14 protein-coding genes are annotated in these 19530 nt (G+C 64.3%); 12 read left to right on the plus strand and 2 right to left on the minus strand.

Annotated elements, in window-relative coordinates:
- Window positions 1-41: 41 nt before the first annotated feature.
- From flgJ to IHE47_RS00260, 4 genes are all read left to right on the plus strand, one after another.
- Window positions 42-1022 carry a flagellar assembly peptidoglycan hydrolase FlgJ gene (flgJ, locus tag IHE47_RS00245; RefSeq protein WP_192102965.1) on the plus strand — a complete coding sequence of 327 codons (981 nt, stop codon included), beginning with the start codon at window positions 42-44 and terminating at the stop codon, window positions 1020-1022.
- Between the two features lie 193 nt (window positions 1023-1215).
- On the plus strand, window positions 1216-3108 hold the full coding sequence (flgK, locus tag IHE47_RS00250) for a flagellar hook-associated protein FlgK (protein ID WP_192102967.1): 1893 nt from the start codon (window positions 1216-1218) through the stop codon (window positions 3106-3108).
- Between the two features lie 14 nt (window positions 3109-3122).
- Complete coding sequence (gene flgL, locus IHE47_RS00255) at window positions 3123-4334, plus strand: flagellar hook-associated protein FlgL (protein WP_225561513.1); 1212 nt, start codon at window positions 3123-3125, stop codon at window positions 4332-4334.
- On the plus strand, window positions 4331-5506 hold the full coding sequence (locus IHE47_RS00260) for a DegT/DnrJ/EryC1/StrS family aminotransferase (protein ID WP_225561514.1): 1176 nt from the start codon (window positions 4331-4333) through the stop codon (window positions 5504-5506). The genes flgL and IHE47_RS00260 overlap by 4 nt, the downstream gene beginning before the upstream one ends.
- 40 nt (window positions 5507-5546) lie before the next feature.
- Here the strand turns inward: IHE47_RS00260 and IHE47_RS00265 are convergent, their stop codons facing one another.
- Both IHE47_RS00265 and IHE47_RS00270 read right to left on the minus strand, forming a co-directional pair.
- The gene (locus tag IHE47_RS00265) at window positions 5547-6509 is read right to left on the minus strand and encodes a WxcM-like domain-containing protein (protein ID WP_192102970.1); all 963 of its coding nucleotides are present in this window, start codon (window positions 6507-6509) and stop codon (window positions 5547-5549) included.
- A gap of 60 nt (window positions 6510-6569) precedes the next feature.
- Window positions 6570-10703: a glycosyltransferase gene (locus IHE47_RS00270; RefSeq protein ID WP_192102972.1), complete on the minus strand. Its 4134-nt coding sequence runs from the start codon at window positions 10701-10703 to the stop codon at window positions 6570-6572.
- A 475-nt stretch (window positions 10704-11178) separates the two neighbouring features.
- Here IHE47_RS00270 and IHE47_RS00275 point away from each other — a divergent pair, with 475 nt between their 5' ends.
- From IHE47_RS00275 to fliF, 8 genes are all read left to right on the plus strand, one after another.
- Entirely contained in the window at window positions 11179-12417 is a 1239-nt protein-coding gene (locus tag IHE47_RS00275) for a flagellin (protein ID WP_192102974.1), read from the plus strand.
- Window positions 12418-12616: 199 nt separating this feature from the next.
- Window positions 12617-14128: a flagellar filament capping protein FliD gene (fliD, locus tag IHE47_RS00280; RefSeq protein WP_192102976.1), complete on the plus strand. Its 1512-nt coding sequence runs from the start codon at window positions 12617-12619 to the stop codon at window positions 14126-14128.
- A gap of 13 nt (window positions 14129-14141) precedes the next feature.
- Complete coding sequence (gene fliS / locus IHE47_RS00285) at window positions 14142-14564, plus strand: flagellar export chaperone FliS (protein ID WP_192102978.1); 423 nt, start codon at window positions 14142-14144, stop codon at window positions 14562-14564.
- Complete coding sequence (locus tag IHE47_RS00290; RefSeq protein WP_192102980.1) at window positions 14561-14857, plus strand: flagellar protein FliT; 297 nt, start codon at window positions 14561-14563, stop codon at window positions 14855-14857. Before fliS ends, IHE47_RS00290 begins: the two co-directional genes overlap by 4 nt.
- A gap of 96 nt (window positions 14858-14953) precedes the next feature.
- Window positions 14954-15508 carry a PilZ domain-containing protein gene (locus tag IHE47_RS00295; RefSeq protein WP_192102981.1) on the plus strand — a complete coding sequence of 185 codons (555 nt, stop codon included), beginning with the start codon at window positions 14954-14956 and terminating at the stop codon, window positions 15506-15508.
- A 368-nt stretch (window positions 15509-15876) separates the two neighbouring features.
- A complete protein-coding gene (locus IHE47_RS00300; protein WP_192102983.1) occupies window positions 15877-17301 on the plus strand; it encodes a sigma-54-dependent Fis family transcriptional regulator in 1425 nt (474 codons plus the stop codon).
- 108 nt (window positions 17302-17409) lie between these two features.
- Window positions 17410-17742, plus strand: coding sequence for a flagellar hook-basal body complex protein FliE (gene fliE / locus IHE47_RS00305; RefSeq protein WP_192102985.1), 333 nt, complete (start codon window positions 17410-17412; stop codon window positions 17740-17742).
- A gap of 41 nt (window positions 17743-17783) precedes the next feature.
- Complete coding sequence (gene fliF, locus IHE47_RS00310) at window positions 17784-19523, plus strand: flagellar basal-body MS-ring/collar protein FliF (protein WP_192102986.1); 1740 nt, start codon at window positions 17784-17786, stop codon at window positions 19521-19523.
- Window positions 19524-19530 lie beyond the last annotated feature (7 nt).

The following is a 19530-nucleotide window of genomic DNA, read 5'->3' on the forward strand; positions in this document are numbered from 1 at the left end:
CCCGGCGCGGGACGCTTGGAAGCCATGGGCAGGCTCTGGCCATGAGCGACGCCGCGCTGCCCGCCAACACCTCGCTGAGCACCTGGACCGACCTGTCCGGGTTCAACCAGCTGCGCGCGCAGGCGCAGAGCGACAGCAAGGCGGTGTTGCCGGCAGTGGCCAAGCAGTTCGAGGCCCTGTTCACCCAGATGATGCTGAAGTCCATGCGCGAGGCCAGCGACAGCCTCGGCAGCGCGCTGGGCGACAGTGACGCCGGCAAGGCCTACCGCGACCTGTTCGACCAGCAGCTCTCGGTGAGCCTGTCGCAGAGCGGCAAGGGGCTGGGCATCGCGCAGATGCTGGTTCACCAACTGGGTGGCCAGGGCGCGTCGGCAACGGGTGCCACGGGCGGCGCAGGCGGTTCGGCGGACGATCCCGACGGCATCGGCGACCCCACCAAGCTGCCGGCCAATGCCGACCAGTTCCAGCGTCGCCTCGCCAACGTGGTGGAGGCCGGGCGCGAGCTGGGCCGCAGCGCGATGAAATGGCTGCCGCAGGACGCGCAGGAGTTCGTGCGCGCGCTGGCGCCCTATGCCGAGGCGGCGGCGCAGAAGCTGGGCGTGTCGGTGCGTACCGTGCTGGCCCAGGCCGCGCTGGAGACCCAATGGGGCAAGCACATGCCGCGCAGCTCCGACGGCTCCACCAGCTTCAACCTGTTCGGCATGAAGGCGGGCGGCAGCTGGGACGGCCAGAAGGTCAGCGTGCCCACGCTGGAGTACGAGGATGGCGTGGCGGTGCGCCGGCATGCCCAGTTCCGCGCCTACAACTCGCCGGCGCAGTCGTTCCAGGACTACGCCACGCTGATCGCCTCCGATCCGCGTTACGCCGCGGCGAAGGGCCACGGCGACGACGTGCGGGGCTTCGCCAACGCGTTGGCGCGCGGCGGCTATGCCACCGACCCCGGCTACGCCGAAAAGATCAGCGCCATCGCCCACAGTTCGCAGATGAACGAAGCGCTGGCAGCCTTGAGGGCCGGGCCATGACCACGGCAAGGCAACCCTTCGGGCCGGGTCTGCTTGCCCGCATGCCGGCGTCATCGCTCGGTCGTGGACGGACGTCCACTTCCTCCTTCTTCCTTGGCCTGCGTGCAAACAGCTCCCGGCGCGGGTCATGGCCCGGCCCTAAAGATTCCGGCCAGCCTGCCGATCCAGTAGTCGAATTCCGGAGGTCTCGGCCATGTCCAGCCTGTTAAACATCGGTGTCACCGGGCTCAATGCGGCCCAGCTCGCCTTGCAGGTCACCGGCAACAACATTGCCAATGCCAGCACCACGGGCTACAGCGAGCAGAGCGTCCAGCAGGTGGACATGGTGGGCCAGAACAACGGCCGTTACACCATGGGCACCGGCGTGGACGTGATCGGCGTGCAGCGCGCCTACAGCCAGTACCTCACACAGGCGCTGTGGAGCAGCAACAGCTCGATGCAGGGCGCCACCACCACCACCAACCTCACCACCGCGCTGAACGGCCTGTTGCAGAACAGCGGCAACCTGCAGAGCGCGATGGACAGTTTCTACGGCGGCTTCAACGACGTGGCCAATTCGCCGAGCGACCTGTCCCCGCGGCAGGCCCTGCTGGGCGACGCCTCCACGCTCACCGCCGCCTTCAACACCTTTGGCCAGCAGCTCGACCAGCAGCGCCAGCAGGTCAACACGCAGATTTCCAGCACCGTCAGCGACATCAACACGCTGGTGCAGCAGATCGCGACGCTCAATACCAGCATCAGCCAGGCCGGCAGCAGCCAGCCCAACTCGCTGCTCGACCAGCGCGACCAGCTGGTCAACCAGCTGGCGGGCGATACCGGCATCTCCGTCGCCGCGCAGCCCGACGGCACGCTGAGCATCTACAGCACATCGGGCCAGGTGATGGTGAGCGGCAGCTATTCCTACGGTTTCCAGGTGGGCAGCAGCCCCTACGACACCAGCACCACCGACGTGCTCAACACCAGCGGCACCGACATCACCAACAGCCTTTCCGGCGGCACGCTGGGCGCGCTGTTGTCGTACCGCACCAACACGCTCGATGCGGCGCAGAACCAGCTGGGGCGCACCGCGCTGGCGGTGGCGCAGAGCGTCAACAAGCAGCAGGCGAACGGCCTGACCCTGACCGGCGCCAAGGGCCAGCCGATCTTCGTGGTGCCGTATCCCAGCGTGGCCGCGATGAAGGCCAACCTGGGCACGGCTTCGGTCAGCGCCAGCGTGAGCGACATTTCTTCGCTCACCAACGACAACTACATCCTCACCTACACCGGCAGCAACGCCTCGCCCTCGGTCAACGGCTGGTCGCTCGCCACCACCAGCGGCAGTTCGGTGGCGATGACCGCCAACGCGGACGGCACGCTGTCCGCCAACGGCCTCACCTTCTCGGTGTCCGGCAATGCGCAGGTCGGCGACAGCTTCCAGATCCTGCCCACCCAGAACGTGGCGTCCGGCATCTCGGTGGCCACCAGCGACCCCAACGCCATCGCGGCGGCGGCGGCACTGGTCGGCACGCCCGCCAGCGCCAATACCGGCGGCGCCACGGTGAGTTCGGTGAACGTGTCGGACAGCACCAACGCCAACCTGTTCTCGGGCGCCACGGTGACGTTCGGCGCGGGCAACAGCTACACCGTCACCGACGGCGCGGGCAACACCAGCACGGGGACCTACACCAGCGGCACGCCGATCCAGTTCGACGGCTGGAGCCTCAACCTCAGCGGCACCCCGGCCAGCGGCGACAGCTTCGCCGTGGCCGAGAACAGCAGCGGCCTGAACGACAACTCCAACGCACTGACCATGGCCGGGCTGGGCGACGTCGGCGTGCTCGACGGCGGCAAGACCACCACGGTGGCGGCGTATGCCAACCTGACCAACCAGATCGGCCTGGCGGGCAGCATGGCGTCCAGCAACCTCACCACCCAGACCGGCCTCTACAACCAGGCGACCAGCGCGCAGCAGAGCCTGGCGGGCGTCAACCTGGACCAGGAGGCGGCCAACCTCATCAAGTACCAGCAGGCCTACCAGGCTTCCGCGCAGGTGATCTCCACCTCGCAGACCCTGTTTTCCAGCCTCATCACCGCCATCCAGGCCTAAGTGGGAGCGTGTCCATGATCCGGGTTTCCACCAGTTGGATGTACCAGCAGGCGCTGGGCTCCATGCTCAGCCAGCAGGCGGCAGTTGCCGACACGCAGAACCAGGTGAGCAGCGGCCAGCGCATCAACCTGGCCTCCGACGACCCCAACGGCGCCGCGGAAGTGGTGTCGCTCAATCACGTGCTGGCCAACAACACGCAGTACACCTCCAACATCAACAACGCCAATGCGCGGCTCTCCACCGAGAGCAGTACGCTCGACTCCTTCAACTCGCTGCTCAACCAGGCGCGTTCGATGGCGATCCAGGGCATCAACGGCACGCTGTCATCGTCCGATCGCCAGGACATGGCCACGCAACTGGTGCAGATCCGCGCGCAGCTGGTGCAACTGGCCAACACCTCGGACGCCAACGGCAACGCGTTGTTCGCGGGCACCAGCACCACCACCACGCCGTTCGTGCTCAACAACGACGGTTCGGTGACCTACAACGGCAACGGCTCCAACCAGATGGTGAGCATCGGCAGCGGCCTCACCCTGCCCGACAGCGACAATGGCGCCGCGCTGTTCATGAACATCCCGCAGGGCAACGGCTCGTTCGCCGCCAGCGCCGCGGCCGGCAACACCGGCACCCTGCTGGTGGGCGCCAACAGCGTTACCAACGCCACGCAATGGGCCGCGGCCACCGCCTCCGGCCCGGTGAACTACACGATCAGCTTCGACGCCGCCGGCAACTGGACGGCCACCGACGCCGGCGGCAACACCGTGGCCACCGGCGCCTACCAGGACGGCGGCAGCATCAGCTTCAACGGCATGAGCATCGCCCTGAGCGGCACGCCCAATGCCGGCGACACGGTGAGCGTGCAATCCGGCCAGACGCAGAACGTGTTTTCCACGTTGACCAACATGATCAACGCGTTGAACGGCACCGGTACCAGCAATACGCAGCTCAGCAATACCCTGAGCCAGCAGATGGCATCGCTCGACCAGGCGCAGAACCAGATCTCCGCCACCCAGACCGACGTGGGCGGCCGCCTGAACCGCCTGACCCAGCAGCAGACCGCCTACAGCGGCCTCACGCTGACCTACCAGACCGTGCTCTCCGGCGTGCAGGACACCGACATGGCCAGCGCCATCAGCCAGCTGGAGCTGCAGACCACCGCACTGCAGGCCTCGCAGCAGGTGTTCGCGAAGGTGCAGGGGATGAGTCTGTTCAATTACATCCAATGATGCGTGAGTCCTCCGTCATTGCACGTGCCACTGAAGCTGGGGCGTTGGCGCTTGAAACGAAAGTGCCAGTCAATGACCTGACTCGCCATGTGGAACCGTTTCTTGAGCAGTTGGGCGAGGTGGCCAGGCAAGTGATTGCGAGCGGCTACTTCGTACTTGGCCCCCAGACGAAGGCATTCGAGTCTGCGTTCGCCAATTATTGCGGAGTCAGTGAAGCAATCGGGGTGGCGAATGGCACCGATGCCCTAGAGCTGGCGTTGCGTGCGCTAGGAGTGACGCGCGGTCACACGGTGGCGATGGTCGCCAATGCAGGCATGTATGGCGCGACTGCTGCTATGGCCTGTGGCGCGATGCCGAGCTATGTGGACGTGGAAGCATCCTCCGCCACCATCGATCCGGCATGCCTTGAGCGTTTGTTAAAGCAAGCGGATCCCCGTCCTGCCGCGATTATAGTGACGCATTTGTATGGGCGGCTCGCGGATATGTCGCATCTGCTCAAAGTGGCACAAGTTTACGGCGTCCCCGTGGTCGAGGATTGTGCTCAGGCGCATGGGGCCAAGGGCGAGGATGGTCGTCGTGCTGGCAGTTACGGTGACGTGGCCTGTTTCAGCTTTTATCCCACCAAAAATCTGGGGGCGCTGGGCGATGGTGGTGCCGTGGTCACGAGCGATCCGGTGCTGGCTGGACGGGTGCGCCAACTGCGCCAGTATGGTTGGTCGGGGAAGTATCGAAACGAGTTAGCCGGTGGGCGCAACAGCCGATTGGATGAAATGCAGGCAGCATTCCTGCAAGTGATGCTGCCACAACTTGACGGCTGGAATGCACGCCGTCGTGAGATCGCTGAGGCTTATTCGCGAGGTATCGTTCACCCCTGCATTCAAGTGCCGGCAGTCGCTGGTGAGGAATATGCGGGGCACTTGTACGTGGTGCGCAGTGCAGATAGGACAGGACTGCAGGCGCATCTTGCGAGCATGAATGTCGCGAGCGAAGTGCATTACCCGACTGCCGATACGCGCCAAGAAATCATGGTTCGCATGGGGCATATGCCTACATTGCCGGTGACAGAAAATTTATGCGACAGCGTCCTGAGTCTGCCTTGCTTCCCCGAACTTGATGATGTCGAAGTGAGCAAAGTGATTGATGCCTGCAATGCATGGCAAGATTACGGATGAGTTGCTATGCACGACCAGTATGCACGACGTGATGATTTCGTCATTGTTCGCCAATGGAGTGATCGGATTCACCATCATGCGTGACGAGTTCGAGGAACACTCCGTATTCCCGGATGTAGTCGTCGGGGTCGTAGATGTGCGAGGCGAACACGAGAAGCAGCGCATCAGTGGAGTATTTGTACTGGATGCCCCAAGTCATGGGCGGTAGATAAAGGCCTAGGCTGGGACGATCAAGGACAAATTCCTCGCGGTTCCTGCCGTCGTCGGCAACAACGTGCACGCTACCGCGCGCGGCGATCAGGAACTGATGGCATTGACGGTGGGCATGTTCGCCTCGAACGTCCATCGAAGGAACGTCGTAAACGAGAAAGTAGCGCTTCACGGCAAAAGGAATTTCGCGCTCGAACTCTCCGACCGAAAGGCTGCCACGTAAATCGGCGGCCACATTGAACGTATGCGTGCATACGCCGCGTACGCGTGATGGTCGGGCAACCTGTGCCGGTGTACTCGCCGCAGCCCTCCGTGGTGCCAGGGTTTCAGCGCCGGCATAACCGACGATCCTCGCGGGATTGCCGACGACGATGGCATTGGGGGGCACGGAGTGGGTCACCACGGCTCCTGCGCCAACCATGGCGTTGCGACCGATATGCAGGCCGGGAAGAATCGTTGCATTGGCACCAATGGACGCCCCGCACTCCACTACGGTTCGTGAGAACGTTGCCGGATAAGCCTTGCTGCGCGGGAAGCGGTCATTGGTGAAAGTGGCGTTGGGTCCGACGAATACTTCATCCTTCAAGGTTATGCCATCCCACAGTTGGACGCCGCACTTGATGGTCACTTTGTTACCGACGACCACGTCGTTTTCGATGAATACACCATCGCATATGTTGCAGTCGTTGCCGATCTTCGCGCCAGGAAGAATGTGGGCGAATGCCCAGATGCGGGTGCCTTCGCCCACGTGGAGGGATTCGCAAAGACCGTTGGGATGCAGAAAATAATTCATCGCGTCTGTCTCGGAGATTCTGGCGATATGTGGCTGGATGGCCGATATGTTTTGGCTAGGTCAGCTCGGCAGCCACGCATCACGCCAGGCAACCAAATTGCCGCCGGTAAGCATCCAGTCACGATGCACCGCTTCGCGCAGCGCTTCGCCCATGCGAGCGGTAGCGTCGAGGTCGTTGATGTGCACGCGGATCGCATCCGTCCACTCCTTGTAGCGGTTGCGCACGCGCGTCACGGGCAAGTCGCCGCGGTAGCACACGATGTCACTGCAAACCACCGGGAAGCCGCACGCGCCGTATTCGAGCAGGCGCAGATTGCTCTTGCAGGCGTTGAACAGGTTGTCTTCCAGCGGCGCCAGTGCGAGGTCGAGGTCGAGCGAGGCCAGTTTGGCCGGATATTGGCTGATCGGCACGCCATCGTGATATTCGTGCACGTGCGGCCGCAATTTTTCCGGGCACATGCCGAAGAACACCCATTCCACTTCGTCGGCCAGGTCGCGAACCACGTCGGCGATCAGCTCCAGGTCGCCACGGTGGCTACTGCCACCACCCCAGCCGACGCGGGGTTTTGCGCCATTGCGTCGTGCACCGCGCAGATCACCCCACCAGTCCACGGGCAAGCGGTTTAGCACCACGCGGATGTCGCTATGCAGATCGGCAAAGGCTTCGGCCAATGGTTCGGTGGATACCACGAAACGGTCGGTGAGTGACACCGCCTTGCGCAAGGATTTCAAGATGTCCTTGGGCATGTTGCCGCGATGCATGCTCTTGAGCGGCACGTTGGGCAGGTAGTCGTCCAGTTCATACACCTTGAAGGCACGGATGAACTCGCGGTAGTTGCGCAAGGTGCTGACCTGACCATCGGTGTACTGGCGTTGCAGCACGAGCGACGTCGGGGCATAGCGTTCCATCATGACTGGTGGAAGGTGCATGTTGCCGATCATGCCCTCGGCCAACCCGGCGCGTTGCATGGCATGGAAAGGCTGGATGATGCGGTACTGCCCACAGCCGGTGTCGTCGGCGGCGATGCAGAACAGGTTGGGCAGGGCGGGTTGCTCGAAGGGCTGCCATGCCCTGACGCGCATTTCGGCGAGGTCGAAACCGTTACCGGCCAGACCCAGGTTGCGGTTGTAGGCGGGGTCACGCGCCAGCAGTGGCAGCCATTTGCGGTACATCGCCTCTTGTTCGCCCTTGAAGCGCACGATCTTGGCTTCGCTGGCGGTCTTGTCTACCTTGGTCTGGCTGACGTTACCTTCGTGCATCAAGCGCGTATAAGGCGTCCACACGGTGAGATAGCCCGCCTTGTGTACCTTCAAGCAGAGATCGACATCGTTGTAGGAGACTTTGAAGTCTTTCTCGTCCAGGCCGCCGACTTGGTCGTATACCGACTTGCGGATCATCAGGCAGGCGGCGGTGACGACGGTGTAGTTCTGGTCCACGTGCAGCCGATGCATGTAGCCGGGGGCATCCATTGCTTCGCCGATATAGAGATGGTCAGCGGGGCCGCGCAGGCCAAGGGCCACGCCGGCATGCTGAATGCGTCCATCCGGGTAATGAAGCTTGGCGCCGACGATGCCCACCTCGGGTCGCTGTGCGTGGTTGAGCAGCGTTTCTATCCAGTCCGCATGCAATATGGCCGTGTCGTTGTTGAGGAGGATCAGGTATTCGCCACGCGCTTGTGCGGCGGCGAAGTTGTTGATGGCGGAATAATTGAACGGATGCGGCCAGCGCAGCACGCGCAACTGCGGGTTATTCAGGCGCTCGATGCCGTCGAGATAGGCACAGGCCGCCGGCTCGCGGCTGTCGTTGTCCACGATCAGCAGTTCGTAGTTCGTGTAGCTTGTCTTGGCGAGCAAGCTGTCGATCAGGCCGTTGAGCATCGGCAACTGGTCGCGCGTGGGGATGATGATGGAGACAGGCGGCTGGCGCTGATGCAGATAATTGATGCGATGGGAGCCGGCCAGTACGCCCGGATGGATTTCGTGCGCAATGCCGAGACGTTCGAGATGGCCGGCCAACGCCTGCTTGCCCAGCAGGTCGGTGTCCGGTTCGGCTAGCCAGGTGCCGAACGCAACCGCCGAATGCAGGATAGGTTCGGCAAGATGGCCGATGCTGCCCAGCCCGAATTGCTCGATGCAGCGGAACACGTGGTCGTATGTAGCCATCGCGCCGGCTTGCGCTTGCAGCCCGCCAATCGCAAGCAGCTGCTCGCGGCGCATGGCCAGCATGTGCCCCGTGTAGGGGTAGCTGCGCAACAGGTCAAGGTTCACGTCCGGTTTGAGGATGGGCGCTGCCGGGCCTTCGGGCAGAAGGGTGTCCTCGTCGGCGTAGCAGCACGAAAGACCGGAGCATGCCGTGGCCTTGTCGGCCAGCAGCAATAGCGCGTCGTCGGCCAGTACGTCGCCAGCTTCCAGCGGGAGCAGCCATTCGGCAGTGCTGGTGGCGGCGACTTCATTGCACGCGTTGACCCAGCCTGTGCCCAGCGAGTGTGTTGTGACGCTTCCAGGCAGGGTGGCGACAGATTCGCCCAGCACGGTAATGGTCTGTGCTGGCAGCGACTGCCGTTCCAGCGAGTGCAGTGTGCGTTCCAGTTGTCCGGCGTCGCCTGTGCTGGCGATCACCACATGGAAACTGCACGTGGCATCAATGCGTGTTCGCGCTGCCACGATGCGATGGGCGGACAACTGTTGTGTGCCCAGCCAGCGGCGGTAATACTCGTTCGGAGAGAGTGGGCTGAACTCGATGGCGGCATTCGCGGTAGTCGATTGCGAAGCCTCGGTCATGTTGTCGGCTAGCTTGCCGAGCAATATGTCGATCAATTCCACGCGGGAAGAGGTGATGCTCTCGTCCAGCTCTATGCGGGGGAGCTCAGCCGCCCGCTTGTAAAGCACCTCGATCTGGCTTTGGAACAGCGCATCGCCGTGGCACAGGCGAAGCATGTCGCCCATGAGCTTGCCGCGTTCGGCGCGCAGAGTCGGCGAATCGATCAGGGCGCGCAGCTTCTGGCGGTAATCATCGGCATCGCGCGAGACGTAGAGCGGCTGAGGGATGGCGTCCATGTCCACGGTGAAGCCGCAATCGGTCCATGCCTGTGGCGCGAACTTCAGGACAGGCTTGCCCAGGGCCGCCGCCTCGCAAAGGGCGGTGTTCGATGGGAACGGGACAACATCCAGGTAGATGTCGCAGGCGGCATAGGTGGCCCGCAACACATCTGGCTCGGTGATATTACCAGCCAGATGTACGCGCCCAGGATAGTCTGTAGCGAGTTGCGTGCCCACAGGGTCGGCAGCTGGCCCGACCAGCAGCACATGTACGTCAGGCCGCTCATCCAGCAAAGGGGGCAACAGATGGGCCAGCGCGACGCCGTTGATGGGCATGAATTTGTAGGCTGAGCCACAGGACATCAGCAGTGGAGCATCTTGCGGAATGCCATTCTGTTCGCGGATGTCGATGCCAGGCGATTGATCGAGCGCGGCGAGATCGAGCGGGATGGGTGCCCAGCCGATGTGTGATATAGGTACGCCCCTGCGCGTTATGGATATGCGCGTAGCGCTTTCAGTCAACGAGACAACAAGATTGCTTGCGGTTGCACCATTCCAGAATGCATGGCTTGCGTGATCCTCGAACAGCACCGGTGGCGGCGAATCCATGCCGGCTAGTGCCACTGCAGCCAGTGGGTCGTCAGGGTGTATGTGCAGCACCACCAAGTCAGCGTCAGCCAGATGGCGTTGCAAAGCGCGCACGGCTTCTACATGGGAGTTTGTCGGAAGTAGGTCTAGTGCGGCTTGGTGATTGTTGGTGAGAGCCTCGATCACGGTCGGGATCGGCGTGTCGTGTTGGCGGGTGATCACCAGTGTGTGTCTGGAGTGTTGATCCAGCGCAATCCACCGGCATGCCAGCCGCGTATGGCCGCCAGTGCCAAATGCACGCGAAACCACCGTGAGCACGTGACGTTGCCGGCCGGTTTCCCGCTTGCGTGGCATTTCGGAGGGAATGGCCTGTCCGATGCGTATCAAGAGGGCTTCAAGCCGGGGCGACGCGAAAATGCCGCAGCCTTTCAGCCATGCCAGCATGGCGGCTTCGCCTGCGACCTGGATGGCCTGTTCGAGGTTGTCGACAGCGAGGCACGCTTCGACCTCATCGAGCATACGCTGGAACCGAGCGTGGTTTTGCGCGAGGCGTTCTTCAATCTGCATCGATGCGGGTTCCTGTGCGCGTCGGGTCGTCGGTAGTTCCAATTTTGCCGCCCTGTAAGGCCGAGTGGTGCGAGCATGCGCCGCCGGCTTTCCGTCGGATGGACTATATCCAAGGGTCGGCAGCAAACATGGTGCCAACGGGTATGGCTTACTCCTTCATTTGCGTAGACACGGCCAAGTGAACACCGCTCCCTCAGGGGTGAATTCCACAGGCTGGCGCGGGTTCGGATGAGGTATGTGGATGGAAACTTGCGATCAGGATCAACGATACGTTTAGCCTGAACTCGCATCCCAACCCCTTGAGGGAAAGGGCTTTAAAGCCTTCGGCGCACATTCCGTGCCAACGAAAAATATCCCTCAAGAACCCTGTGTCAGCGCCGAAACTTCCCATGAGGCGGTTGGCACTCCGGTCTTAGGAGCACCGCCGGAGAACGTATCCGACAGCTTCAAGACCGACCTTTTCAGGAGACACCCCATGGCACTGGTTATCAACACCAACATCGCCTCGTTACAGGCGCAGAACAACCTGGTCAGCTCGCAGAACGCGTTGAACCAGGCCACCGAGCGCCTGTCCTCGGGCCTCAAGATCAACAGCGCCGCCGACAATGCGGCGGGTTACGCGATCGCCAACCGCTACACCACCCAGATCGGCGGCCTGCAGCAGGCCAGCTCCAACGCCTCGGACGCCATCAACCTGGCGCAGACCGCCGGCAGCGCCCTGGACCAGGTCACCTCCAACCTCAACGCCATCCGCGATCTGGCCGTGCAGGCTGCCAACGGCACCTATTCCGCCACCGATCGTGCGTCGATGAACCAGGAAGTGCAGCAGCGCTTGTCGGAAATCACCCGCATCGCCAACCAGACCACGTTCAACAACGCCAACGTGCTGAACGGCGCGTTGGGCAACACCACCTTCCAGGTGGGCGCCAATGTGGGCCAGACCATCAGCGTGAACCTGCAGACCAACGTGCAGGCTGCCGCGATGGGCGGTATTGCGGCCTTCGATTCGGGCAACCTGAGCGGTGCGTTCGTAACCTCTGGTGGCGTCGCCACCGGCTTGTCGCTGAGCGGCGTCACCATCGGCTTCACTGGTACCAACGGCACCACCGGCAGCATCACGTTGTCGGGTACGGCCACCAGTGCACAGTCGCTGGCCGATGCCATCAACTCCCAGACCAGCGGTGCCGTGAATGCGGCGGTGGACGGCAATGGCGGCATCAACATCTTCTCCAGCGTCACCAACACCAGCATCAGCGTGGCGGGTGGTTCGTTTGACGCGAATGCCGTAGCAAGCGGCAGCAGCCTGACGACGAATGCCACGTCGGGCGGTGTGGCCGGCATTGCCTCGGGTGCTTACACCTCAGGTACTGCCATTTCCGCTGCCACCAGCGGATCGACCGGCATGCTGGCCAATGGCGACGTGCTGACGGTTTCCGATGCCAATGCCCTGATCTCCCAGGTCGATTCGGCCCTGTCCACGGTCAGCGACTTCGCCACCCAGTTGGGCGCGGTGCAGAACCGCTTCCAGTCCACCATCTCCACGTTGTCGGCGCAGACCACCAACCTGCAGGCTTCGCAGTCCACGATTCAAGATGCGGACTTCGCGGCCGAAACAGCGGCGTTGAGCCAGGCGAGCGTGCTGCAGCAGGCGGGTATCTCGGTGCTGGCGCAGGCCAACTCCAACCCGCAGATGGCGCTGAAGCTCCTGCAATAACAGCGCACCGGAACCGCCCGCACCGCATCCTGCGGGCGGCTCCACTCCATGGCGACCCGGCGACGGGTCGCCATTGGTGCAAGGCTCCCCGGTAAAACCCATGCGTTGGCGTGAGTTTTGCCTGAGAACTTTGGATCGTGACCTTGGTACCGTGCCCAGGTACCCCCGCCGGGCGGGATCGGATTAAAGGAACACCACCATGACTTCCATCTCCAGCGTCGGGTCCACCACGGCGGGTACCTATACCGGCAGCACCGGTGCCAGCAGCGGTACGAGCGGCGGTAGCTACGCCAGCTCCGGCAACTACGCCGGCAGTAGCGGCTCCAGCAGCGGCAGTTACAGCAGTGCGGGCAGCACAGCCATCCTCAGCTCGCTGGGCGTGGGTTCAGGGCTGGACGTGAACTCGATCATCAACGCGCTGGTGAACGCCAAGGCCGCCGGCCCAAAACAACAGATCAGCAACCAGACCACGCAGCTGCAATCGCAGGAGGCGGGGCTGACCGCGCTCAGCAGCGCGCTCAGCTCCATGCAGGATGCGCTCACCACGCTGGGCAGCGTCACCACCTATACAACCTACGATTCCACACTCAGCAACACCGCTGTGGGCAACGTCACCACCCAGTCCAGTGCGCAGCCCGGTACCTATAGCGTGGTGGTGAACAGTCTCGCTACCGCGCAGAAGAGCGTCAGCAGTGCCTATGCCTCGGGCGCCGCGGTGGGCGCCGGAACTTTGACGGTGACCGTCGGCGGCAACGCGATGAACATCGCGGTTGGCGCGGGCGACTCGCTTGGCACCCTTGCTTCGGCAATCAACGGCTCCAGCAGCAACCCGGGCGTGCAGGCTACCGTGGTCAGCGGCACCAATGGCCAGCAATTGTTGTTGACCTCCACCAGTACCGGCGTGGCCAACGCCTTCACCGTGACCGCCAGTTCCGACAGCAGTAGTGGCCTGAGCAGCCTTGCCTCCGCACTGAACACGCCGAGCAGCGCGGCCAGCGACGCCAGCCTGAGCATCGACGGCATCGCCGTGACCAGCGCCAGCAACACGGTGAGCAGCGCGTTGCCGGGCGTCACGCTCAGCCTTGCGGCGACCGGCAGCACCACCTTGACGGTGGCGCAGGATCCCACCGCGATCACCACGGCGGTCAACAATTTCGTTTCCGCCTACAACAGCTATGCCTCCACGGTCAGTTCGCTGAACAGCTATGACCCGACCACGCAGCAGGCTGGCGTGTTGCTGGGCGACTCCACGCTGATGTCGATCCAGCGCCAGGTCAACAGCATCCTGAGCGGCGGTGTGGCGGGCAACAGCATCGGTTCGCTGGCGGCGCTGGGCGTCACGCGCAATGCCGACGGCACGCTCAGCGTGGACAGCAACCAGTTGAGCAGCCAGATCCAGAGCAACCCGAGCGCGGTGCAGAACCTGTTCGCCGGCACCAACGGTTACGCCACCACGCTGGGCAATGCGCTGACCAGCTTCAGCGGCAGCGGCGGCATCATCGCCACGCGTGTCAGCAGCATCCAGTCACAGCTCACCAACCTGAGCCAGGAGCAGACGGCGCTCACCGCGCGCATGACCGCCTACGCGACCCAACTGCGCCAGCAATACACCGCGTTGGATACGCTGATGTCCACGCTCAAGAACACCAGCAGCTCCATCACCACGTCGCTGAATGCGCTGCTGAACAACAACTCTTCTACGAACGGCTGACGGAGGTCGTCCCGTGACGAATGCCTACATGCGCCAGGCCAGCGCGCTGTACCAGCAGACCGGCCTTGCCGGCCGGGTGGAAAGCGCCGACCCGCACCAGTTGATCGCCCTGCTGCTGGATGGCGCGATCGAACGCATCGCGCAGGCGCGCGGGCATCTGCGCCGCGGCGACGTGTCCGCCAAGGGCGCCGCCGTCACCAAGGCGGTGGCCATCGTGGGCGAGCTGCGCGTCAGCCTGGACCACAAGGCCGGCGGTGAAGTGGCGCAGCGACTGGACTCGCTCTACGACTACATCACCCGCCGCCTGCTGTTCGCGCAATTGAACAACGACGAGGATGCGCTGGCCGAATGCATGGACCTGCTGGAACCGGTGCGCAGGGGTTGGAACGGCATTCGCGACAGCTACCTCGCCAGCCGCGCCGGAAACGCCGCATGAGCGAAGGCCATGCCTCGCTGGAACGAGCGCTTGAGGTCAGCAATGCCATGCTGGCCGCCGCGCGCGAGGGCCAGTGGGACAGTTTGCCCAGGATGGAAGTGGAGCGCGCGCCCTTGCTTCGCGCCAGCCATCCGCGCGACGACCGCAGCCGCGAATTGCTGCAGCAATTGCTGGCGTGCAACGAGGAAATGCTGGGCCTGGCCGCCCGCGCGCGCGCGCAGATCGCCGACACCTTGAGCCGGCACGGCTACGCGCATCGGGCCTTGAACACGTACGTTGGCCTGGGCCGCTGACCCCGGTACGGACGGGGCGCTTGATTGGCGGGCTTCCGGCGGGCATCTTGCTGCAGCGACAGAACGGCTTGTCGACCCTACCAAGGCGTAACCATCATGACTGCCAGCAGCTGGGAAGAATTCGAGCAACGCCTGAGCAGCGAAGAGATCCTGCACGTCGACTGCGTGCCGTTGGCCTGGCCGCCGTCGCCGGAGCAGTTGCAGCGCCTGGCCGAGCGCAACGCGAATACCCTGGCCACCCTGGATGCGTTGGAAGAACGTCGCCTGGACCTCGGCGACGACGACAACCCGCTGATGCAGGAAATGTTGCGCATGGATGCCAAGCTCACCGCGCTGGTGGAGATAGTGAACCAGATGCTGGCACCCGGTGCTTCGCTGCCTTCGCGGCAGGCGTTGCGCTTCAATGCCATCGGCGCCGTCTTGCCATCCGCATTGTTGCCTTCGGGCGAAGGCCTGTTGTTGCGCCTGCGCTTTGACGCCTGCCGCAGCCTTCCGCTGGAACTGGCGGGTCGCCCTTCACGCAAAATCGACGAAAGTCGAAGCTACGTGGAATTCGTGAAGCAGAACGACGCGACGAGTGACGCCATCGAGCGACTCGTATTTCGTCACCACCGACGCAAAGTGGCAGGTGCGCGTCAACAACTCGGCTGAGTGGCGATGACTAACGTCACCAATAGTGTGATTGTCATCACGAAATGACGGATCGCGTGTAGGTTTTTTCGACACGCGTCATACGACTTCGGTTGTCCGCGTCACGCTTGTGGCGGTTTGTCGAAACCTTTCCACATCATGCGTTTGCGCCGAACGGCTGCGCATGTGGCAAGCGGCCCTACACGATATTTTGACGTCGCGCGACGGATTGTTGTCGTGTCCTTCCATGTAGTTGGCCTCTTTGATGCTTCCCACTCGGCGTGCCCGCGATGGAACGCCGACACTTGAAGAGATCCGCGCCACCCCGCAGGAAGACGAGGGAACGCATGGTGGGTTTTTATAGATGTTGGAATTAAGGACCAGGGGTCATGCAAAAATTCGATTTTCTCGTCGTCGAGTCCGATGCGGCTCGTGCGGATGCCGTGATGTCGGCGCTCCACTTCCTTGGTTACCGTCCGCAGTGTGCAGCCGAGTGCCGGTCGGTCGACGCATCCACCCATGCCTGGCAAGGTGCATACGTAGGCAGCGACGCAGACGAGGCGATGGTCGGGCGCCAGCTGGCCCTGCTTGGCGATGCGGCAGGCCGCGTGCCGATGCTGGTGGCCGCCGACGCGCCGCTGGCCGCGCGCTATGCGAAGCCGGTGCCGGGTTCCCGCGCCGCGCTGGTGGAGTTCCCCTTGCGCTACGAGCAGATGGCCGAGGCGCTGCGCGGCATCCATGCGCGCCTGCTGGGCGGGCAGTCCGGCGCGCTCCGTTTCGTGGGCCATTCGACGCCGATGCTGCACGTCAATGCGCTGATCCGTCAGGTGGCCCCGTTCGATTCCACTGTGCTGGTGCTGGGCGAGTCCGGCACCGGCAAGGAGATGGTGGCGCGCGCCATCCATGAGCATTCCCAGCGCCGCGACAAGCCCTTCGTGGCGATCAACTGCGGCGCGATCCCCGCCGAGCTGCTGGAGAGCGAGCTGTTCGGCCACGAGAAAGGTTCCTTCACCGGAGCGATCAGCGCCCGCAAGGGCCGCTTCGAACTGGCCGAAGGCGGCACGCTGTTCCTCGACGAGATCGGCGACATGAGCCTGCCGATGCAGGTGAAGCTGCTGCGCGTGCTGCAGGAACGTGTGTACGAGCGCGTGGGCGGCGCCAAGACCCAGCGCTGCGACGTGCGCGTCATCGCTGCCACCCACCGCGACCTGGAGCAGTCCATCGCCGACGGGCGTTTCCGCGAGGATCTGTTCTATCGCCTCTCCGTGTTCCCGCTGGAACTGCCGGCGCTGCGCGAGCGGCTGGAAGACCTGCCGGTGCTGATCGACGAGTTCAATCACCGCCTGGCCGCCCGCGGCCTCGGCGTGGCGCACTTCAGCGCGGGCGCGATGAAGACGCTGCGCGAGCACGCCTGGCCGGGCAACGTGCGCGAGCTGGCCAACCTGGTCGAGCGCATGGCGATCCTGTGCCCGCATGCCGAAGTGCGCACCAGCGAATTGCCGCCGAAATACCGCCATGGACCCGCCGTCGAGGAGACGCAGGGCACGGCCCTGCTGGCGCTGATGGAGGAAAAGCTGCCGTTGGCGCCCGTGGCTGGCGTGCATCCGGTGGACGAGTCGCTGCGCCTGCTGCCCGAGGAAGGCATCGACCTGAAGGACCACCTCGCCGACATCGAGGTGGGATTGATCCGCCAGGCGCTCGACGCCACCGGCGGCGTGGTGGCGCATGCCGCACGACTGCTGCACATGCAGCGCACGACACTGGTGGAGAAGCTGCGCAAGTACGGGCTGCAGGCCAGCGGCATCGCGGCGTAAGCGCTGCTGCGCCGCCGGCGCGGTACGTGGCACGGCTCGTGCATTTGCCATGTTGGAACCCGTCTCGCGACGGGATTCCGTCTCCCTCCAGCGGCATGGATCCACGCCATGAGCACGATCGACGTCAACAACCTGCTTGCCCAGATGCGCCAGATGACGGCGCAGGTGCGCATGCCGGAAACCGCCGTGCAGGCGGTGCAACCCAGTGGTGGTGGCCCCGGGGATTTCTCCGCGCTGCTCAAGCAGGGCATCGCCGCCGTGGGCAACAGCCAGATGGAGGCGGGGCGCATGGCAGCGAGCTACGAACGCGGCGATCCGGGTGCCGACCTCGGCCGCACCATGGTCGCGCTGCAGAAGGCCGACCTCTCGCTGCGCACTGCGGTCTCGGTGCAAAGCAAGCTGGTCTCGGCCTACCAAGACATCATGAACATGTCGTTCTGACGTTGCCTCGACCACCGACAGCCTGACAGACGAGCAGAAGCATGGCCGACAACGCCATCGCGACGACCGACAGCAACAGCTCCGGCGTGCGCCTGGATTCCCTCAAGCAGATCACCCGCAACCCTGCGGCGCGCCAGCTCGTGCTGCTGGTGGCGGTGGCGGCGGCGGTGGCGCTGGGCGTGGCGGTGGTGCTGTGGTCGCGCGGCCCGAACTACGGCCTGCTGTACGCGGGGCTGGACCAGAAGGACGCCGCCGCGATCACCCAGGAGCTGCAGGCCGCCAACGTCGCGTACAAGGTGAGTGACGATGGCTCCTCGATCATGGCGCCGGCCTCCGACCTCGGCGCCATGCGCCTGCGGCTGGCGGCGAAGGGACTGCCACAGGGAAGCGCCGCGATCAACGCGCAGGCGAACAACGACTCGCCGTTCGGCATGAGCGACCTCGCCGAACGCACGCATTACCAGCAGATGCTGGAGAACGACCTGGGCTCCACCATCGCCTCGCTGCAATCGGTGCGCGCCGCGCGCGTGCACCTGGCGCTGCCCAAGCCTTCGCCCTTTATCCGCGACAACCACGAGGCCAGTGCCTCGGTGCTGCTCACGCTGTACCAGGGCCGCTCGCTCGACCCCGGGCAGGTGGCGGCGATCGTGCATCTGGTGGCGTCCAGCGTGCCCGGCCTCGATCCCGGCCAGGTCTCGGTGGTCGACCAGCAGGGCCAGTTGCTCACCAGCAACAGCGTGGACGCCGCGGGTGCGGCGGGCGACAGCCGCCTGCGCCTGGCCACGCGCATCGAGAACACCTATGCCCAGCGCATCGAGGAATTGCTGACGCCGCTGGTCGGTCCTGGCCGGGTGCATGCGCAGGTCAACGCAGACCTCGATTTCAGCCAGAGCGAGAAGGCCACCGAGACCTACAACCCGGACAACCCGGCGCTGCGCAGCGAACAGGTCAGCAGCGAGCAGCACACCGGCGGCGATGCCAGCAACGGCATCCCCGGCGCGCTCAGCAACCAGCCGCCGGCGACCGTGGCGCAACCCACTGCCGCGCGTCCCAATGCCGGCACCGCGGCCACGCCAGGCAGCGCCACGGCCTCGGCGAGTCGCGACAGCTCCAGTTCCAGCAGCGCCACGCGCAATTTCGAACTGGACCGCACCATCAGCCACGTCAGCGATCCCGCCGGCCGGCTGGCCCGCCTCACCGTGGCGGTGGTGGTGGACAACAAGGTGCTGGGTGGCGGCGCCCCCGCCGCGAACGGCGCCAAGGCCGCGCCGAAGAGCGTGCCGTTCACGCCGCAGGAACTGCAGCACCTCACCGACCTGGTGAAGAATTCCGTGGGCTTCGACGCCACGCGCGGCGACACCGTCAGCGTGGTCAACCAGGCCTTCCACGACATCGCCACGCCGGACAACGGGCCGTCGATTCCGTTCTGGGACCGCCCCGGCATGCTGGACCTCATCAAGCAGGGCGTCGGCGTGCTGATCGCGCTGCTGGTGGCGTTCGGCCTGCTGCGCCCGCTGCTCAAGGGCCTGTTGCGCGGCACGCCGGCGAGGGTGGAGGCTGCCGCCTTGCCGAGGCCGATGCCGACGGTGTCCGTGCGCGTGGGCGACGACGGCCAGGCGGCGGGGCCGGGCCAGCAACAGCAGCCGGCGCACGCGCGCCTCGACGTGACGCCGACGCAGGCCTACGAGCAGCGCGTCGGCCATGCCCGTCGCATGGTGGGCGAAAACTCCAAGCAAGTGGCGCAGGTGGTCAGGAACTGGGTGAACGAAGATGGCAACTAACCGCTCC

The organism is Rhodanobacter sp. DHB23 (genome assembly GCF_014842975.1).
Lineage (GTDB): Bacteria > Pseudomonadota > Gammaproteobacteria > Xanthomonadales > Rhodanobacteraceae > Rhodanobacter_A.

Bases quoted from the DNA above. Each gene is read 5' to 3' on its own strand.
- flgK (WP_192102967.1), top strand. From the start codon at position 1,216: ATGTCCAGCCTGTTAAACATCGGTGTCACCGGGCTCAATGCGGCCCAG.
- fliE (WP_192102985.1), top strand. From the start codon at position 17,410: ATGAGCACGATCGACGTCAACAACCTGCTTGCCCAGATGCGCCAGATG.
- IHE47_RS00260 (WP_225561514.1), top strand. From the start codon at position 4,331: ATGATGCGTGAGTCCTCCGTCATTGCACGTGCCACTGAAGCTGGGGCG.
- fliD (WP_192102976.1), top strand. From the start codon at position 12,617: ATGACTTCCATCTCCAGCGTCGGGTCCACCACGGCGGGTACCTATACC.
- flgJ (WP_192102965.1), top strand. From the start codon at position 42: ATGAGCGACGCCGCGCTGCCCGCCAACACCTCGCTGAGCACCTGGACC.
- IHE47_RS00270 (WP_192102972.1), bottom strand. From the start codon at position 10,703: ATGCAGATTGAAGAACGCCTCGCGCAAAACCACGCTCGGTTCCAGCGT.
- IHE47_RS00290 (WP_192102980.1), top strand. From the start codon at position 14,561: ATGAGCGAAGGCCATGCCTCGCTGGAACGAGCGCTTGAGGTCAGCAAT.
- IHE47_RS00265 (WP_192102970.1), bottom strand. From the start codon at position 6,509: ATGAATTATTTTCTGCATCCCAACGGTCTTTGCGAATCCCTCCACGTG.
- IHE47_RS00275 (WP_192102974.1), top strand. From the start codon at position 11,179: ATGGCACTGGTTATCAACACCAACATCGCCTCGTTACAGGCGCAGAAC.
- IHE47_RS00295 (WP_192102981.1), top strand. From the start codon at position 14,954: ATGACTGCCAGCAGCTGGGAAGAATTCGAGCAACGCCTGAGCAGCGAA.
- flgL (WP_225561513.1), top strand. From the start codon at position 3,123: ATGATCCGGGTTTCCACCAGTTGGATGTACCAGCAGGCGCTGGGCTCC.
- fliF (WP_192102986.1), top strand. From the start codon at position 17,784: ATGGCCGACAACGCCATCGCGACGACCGACAGCAACAGCTCCGGCGTG.
- IHE47_RS00300 (WP_192102983.1), top strand. From the start codon at position 15,877: ATGCAAAAATTCGATTTTCTCGTCGTCGAGTCCGATGCGGCTCGTGCG.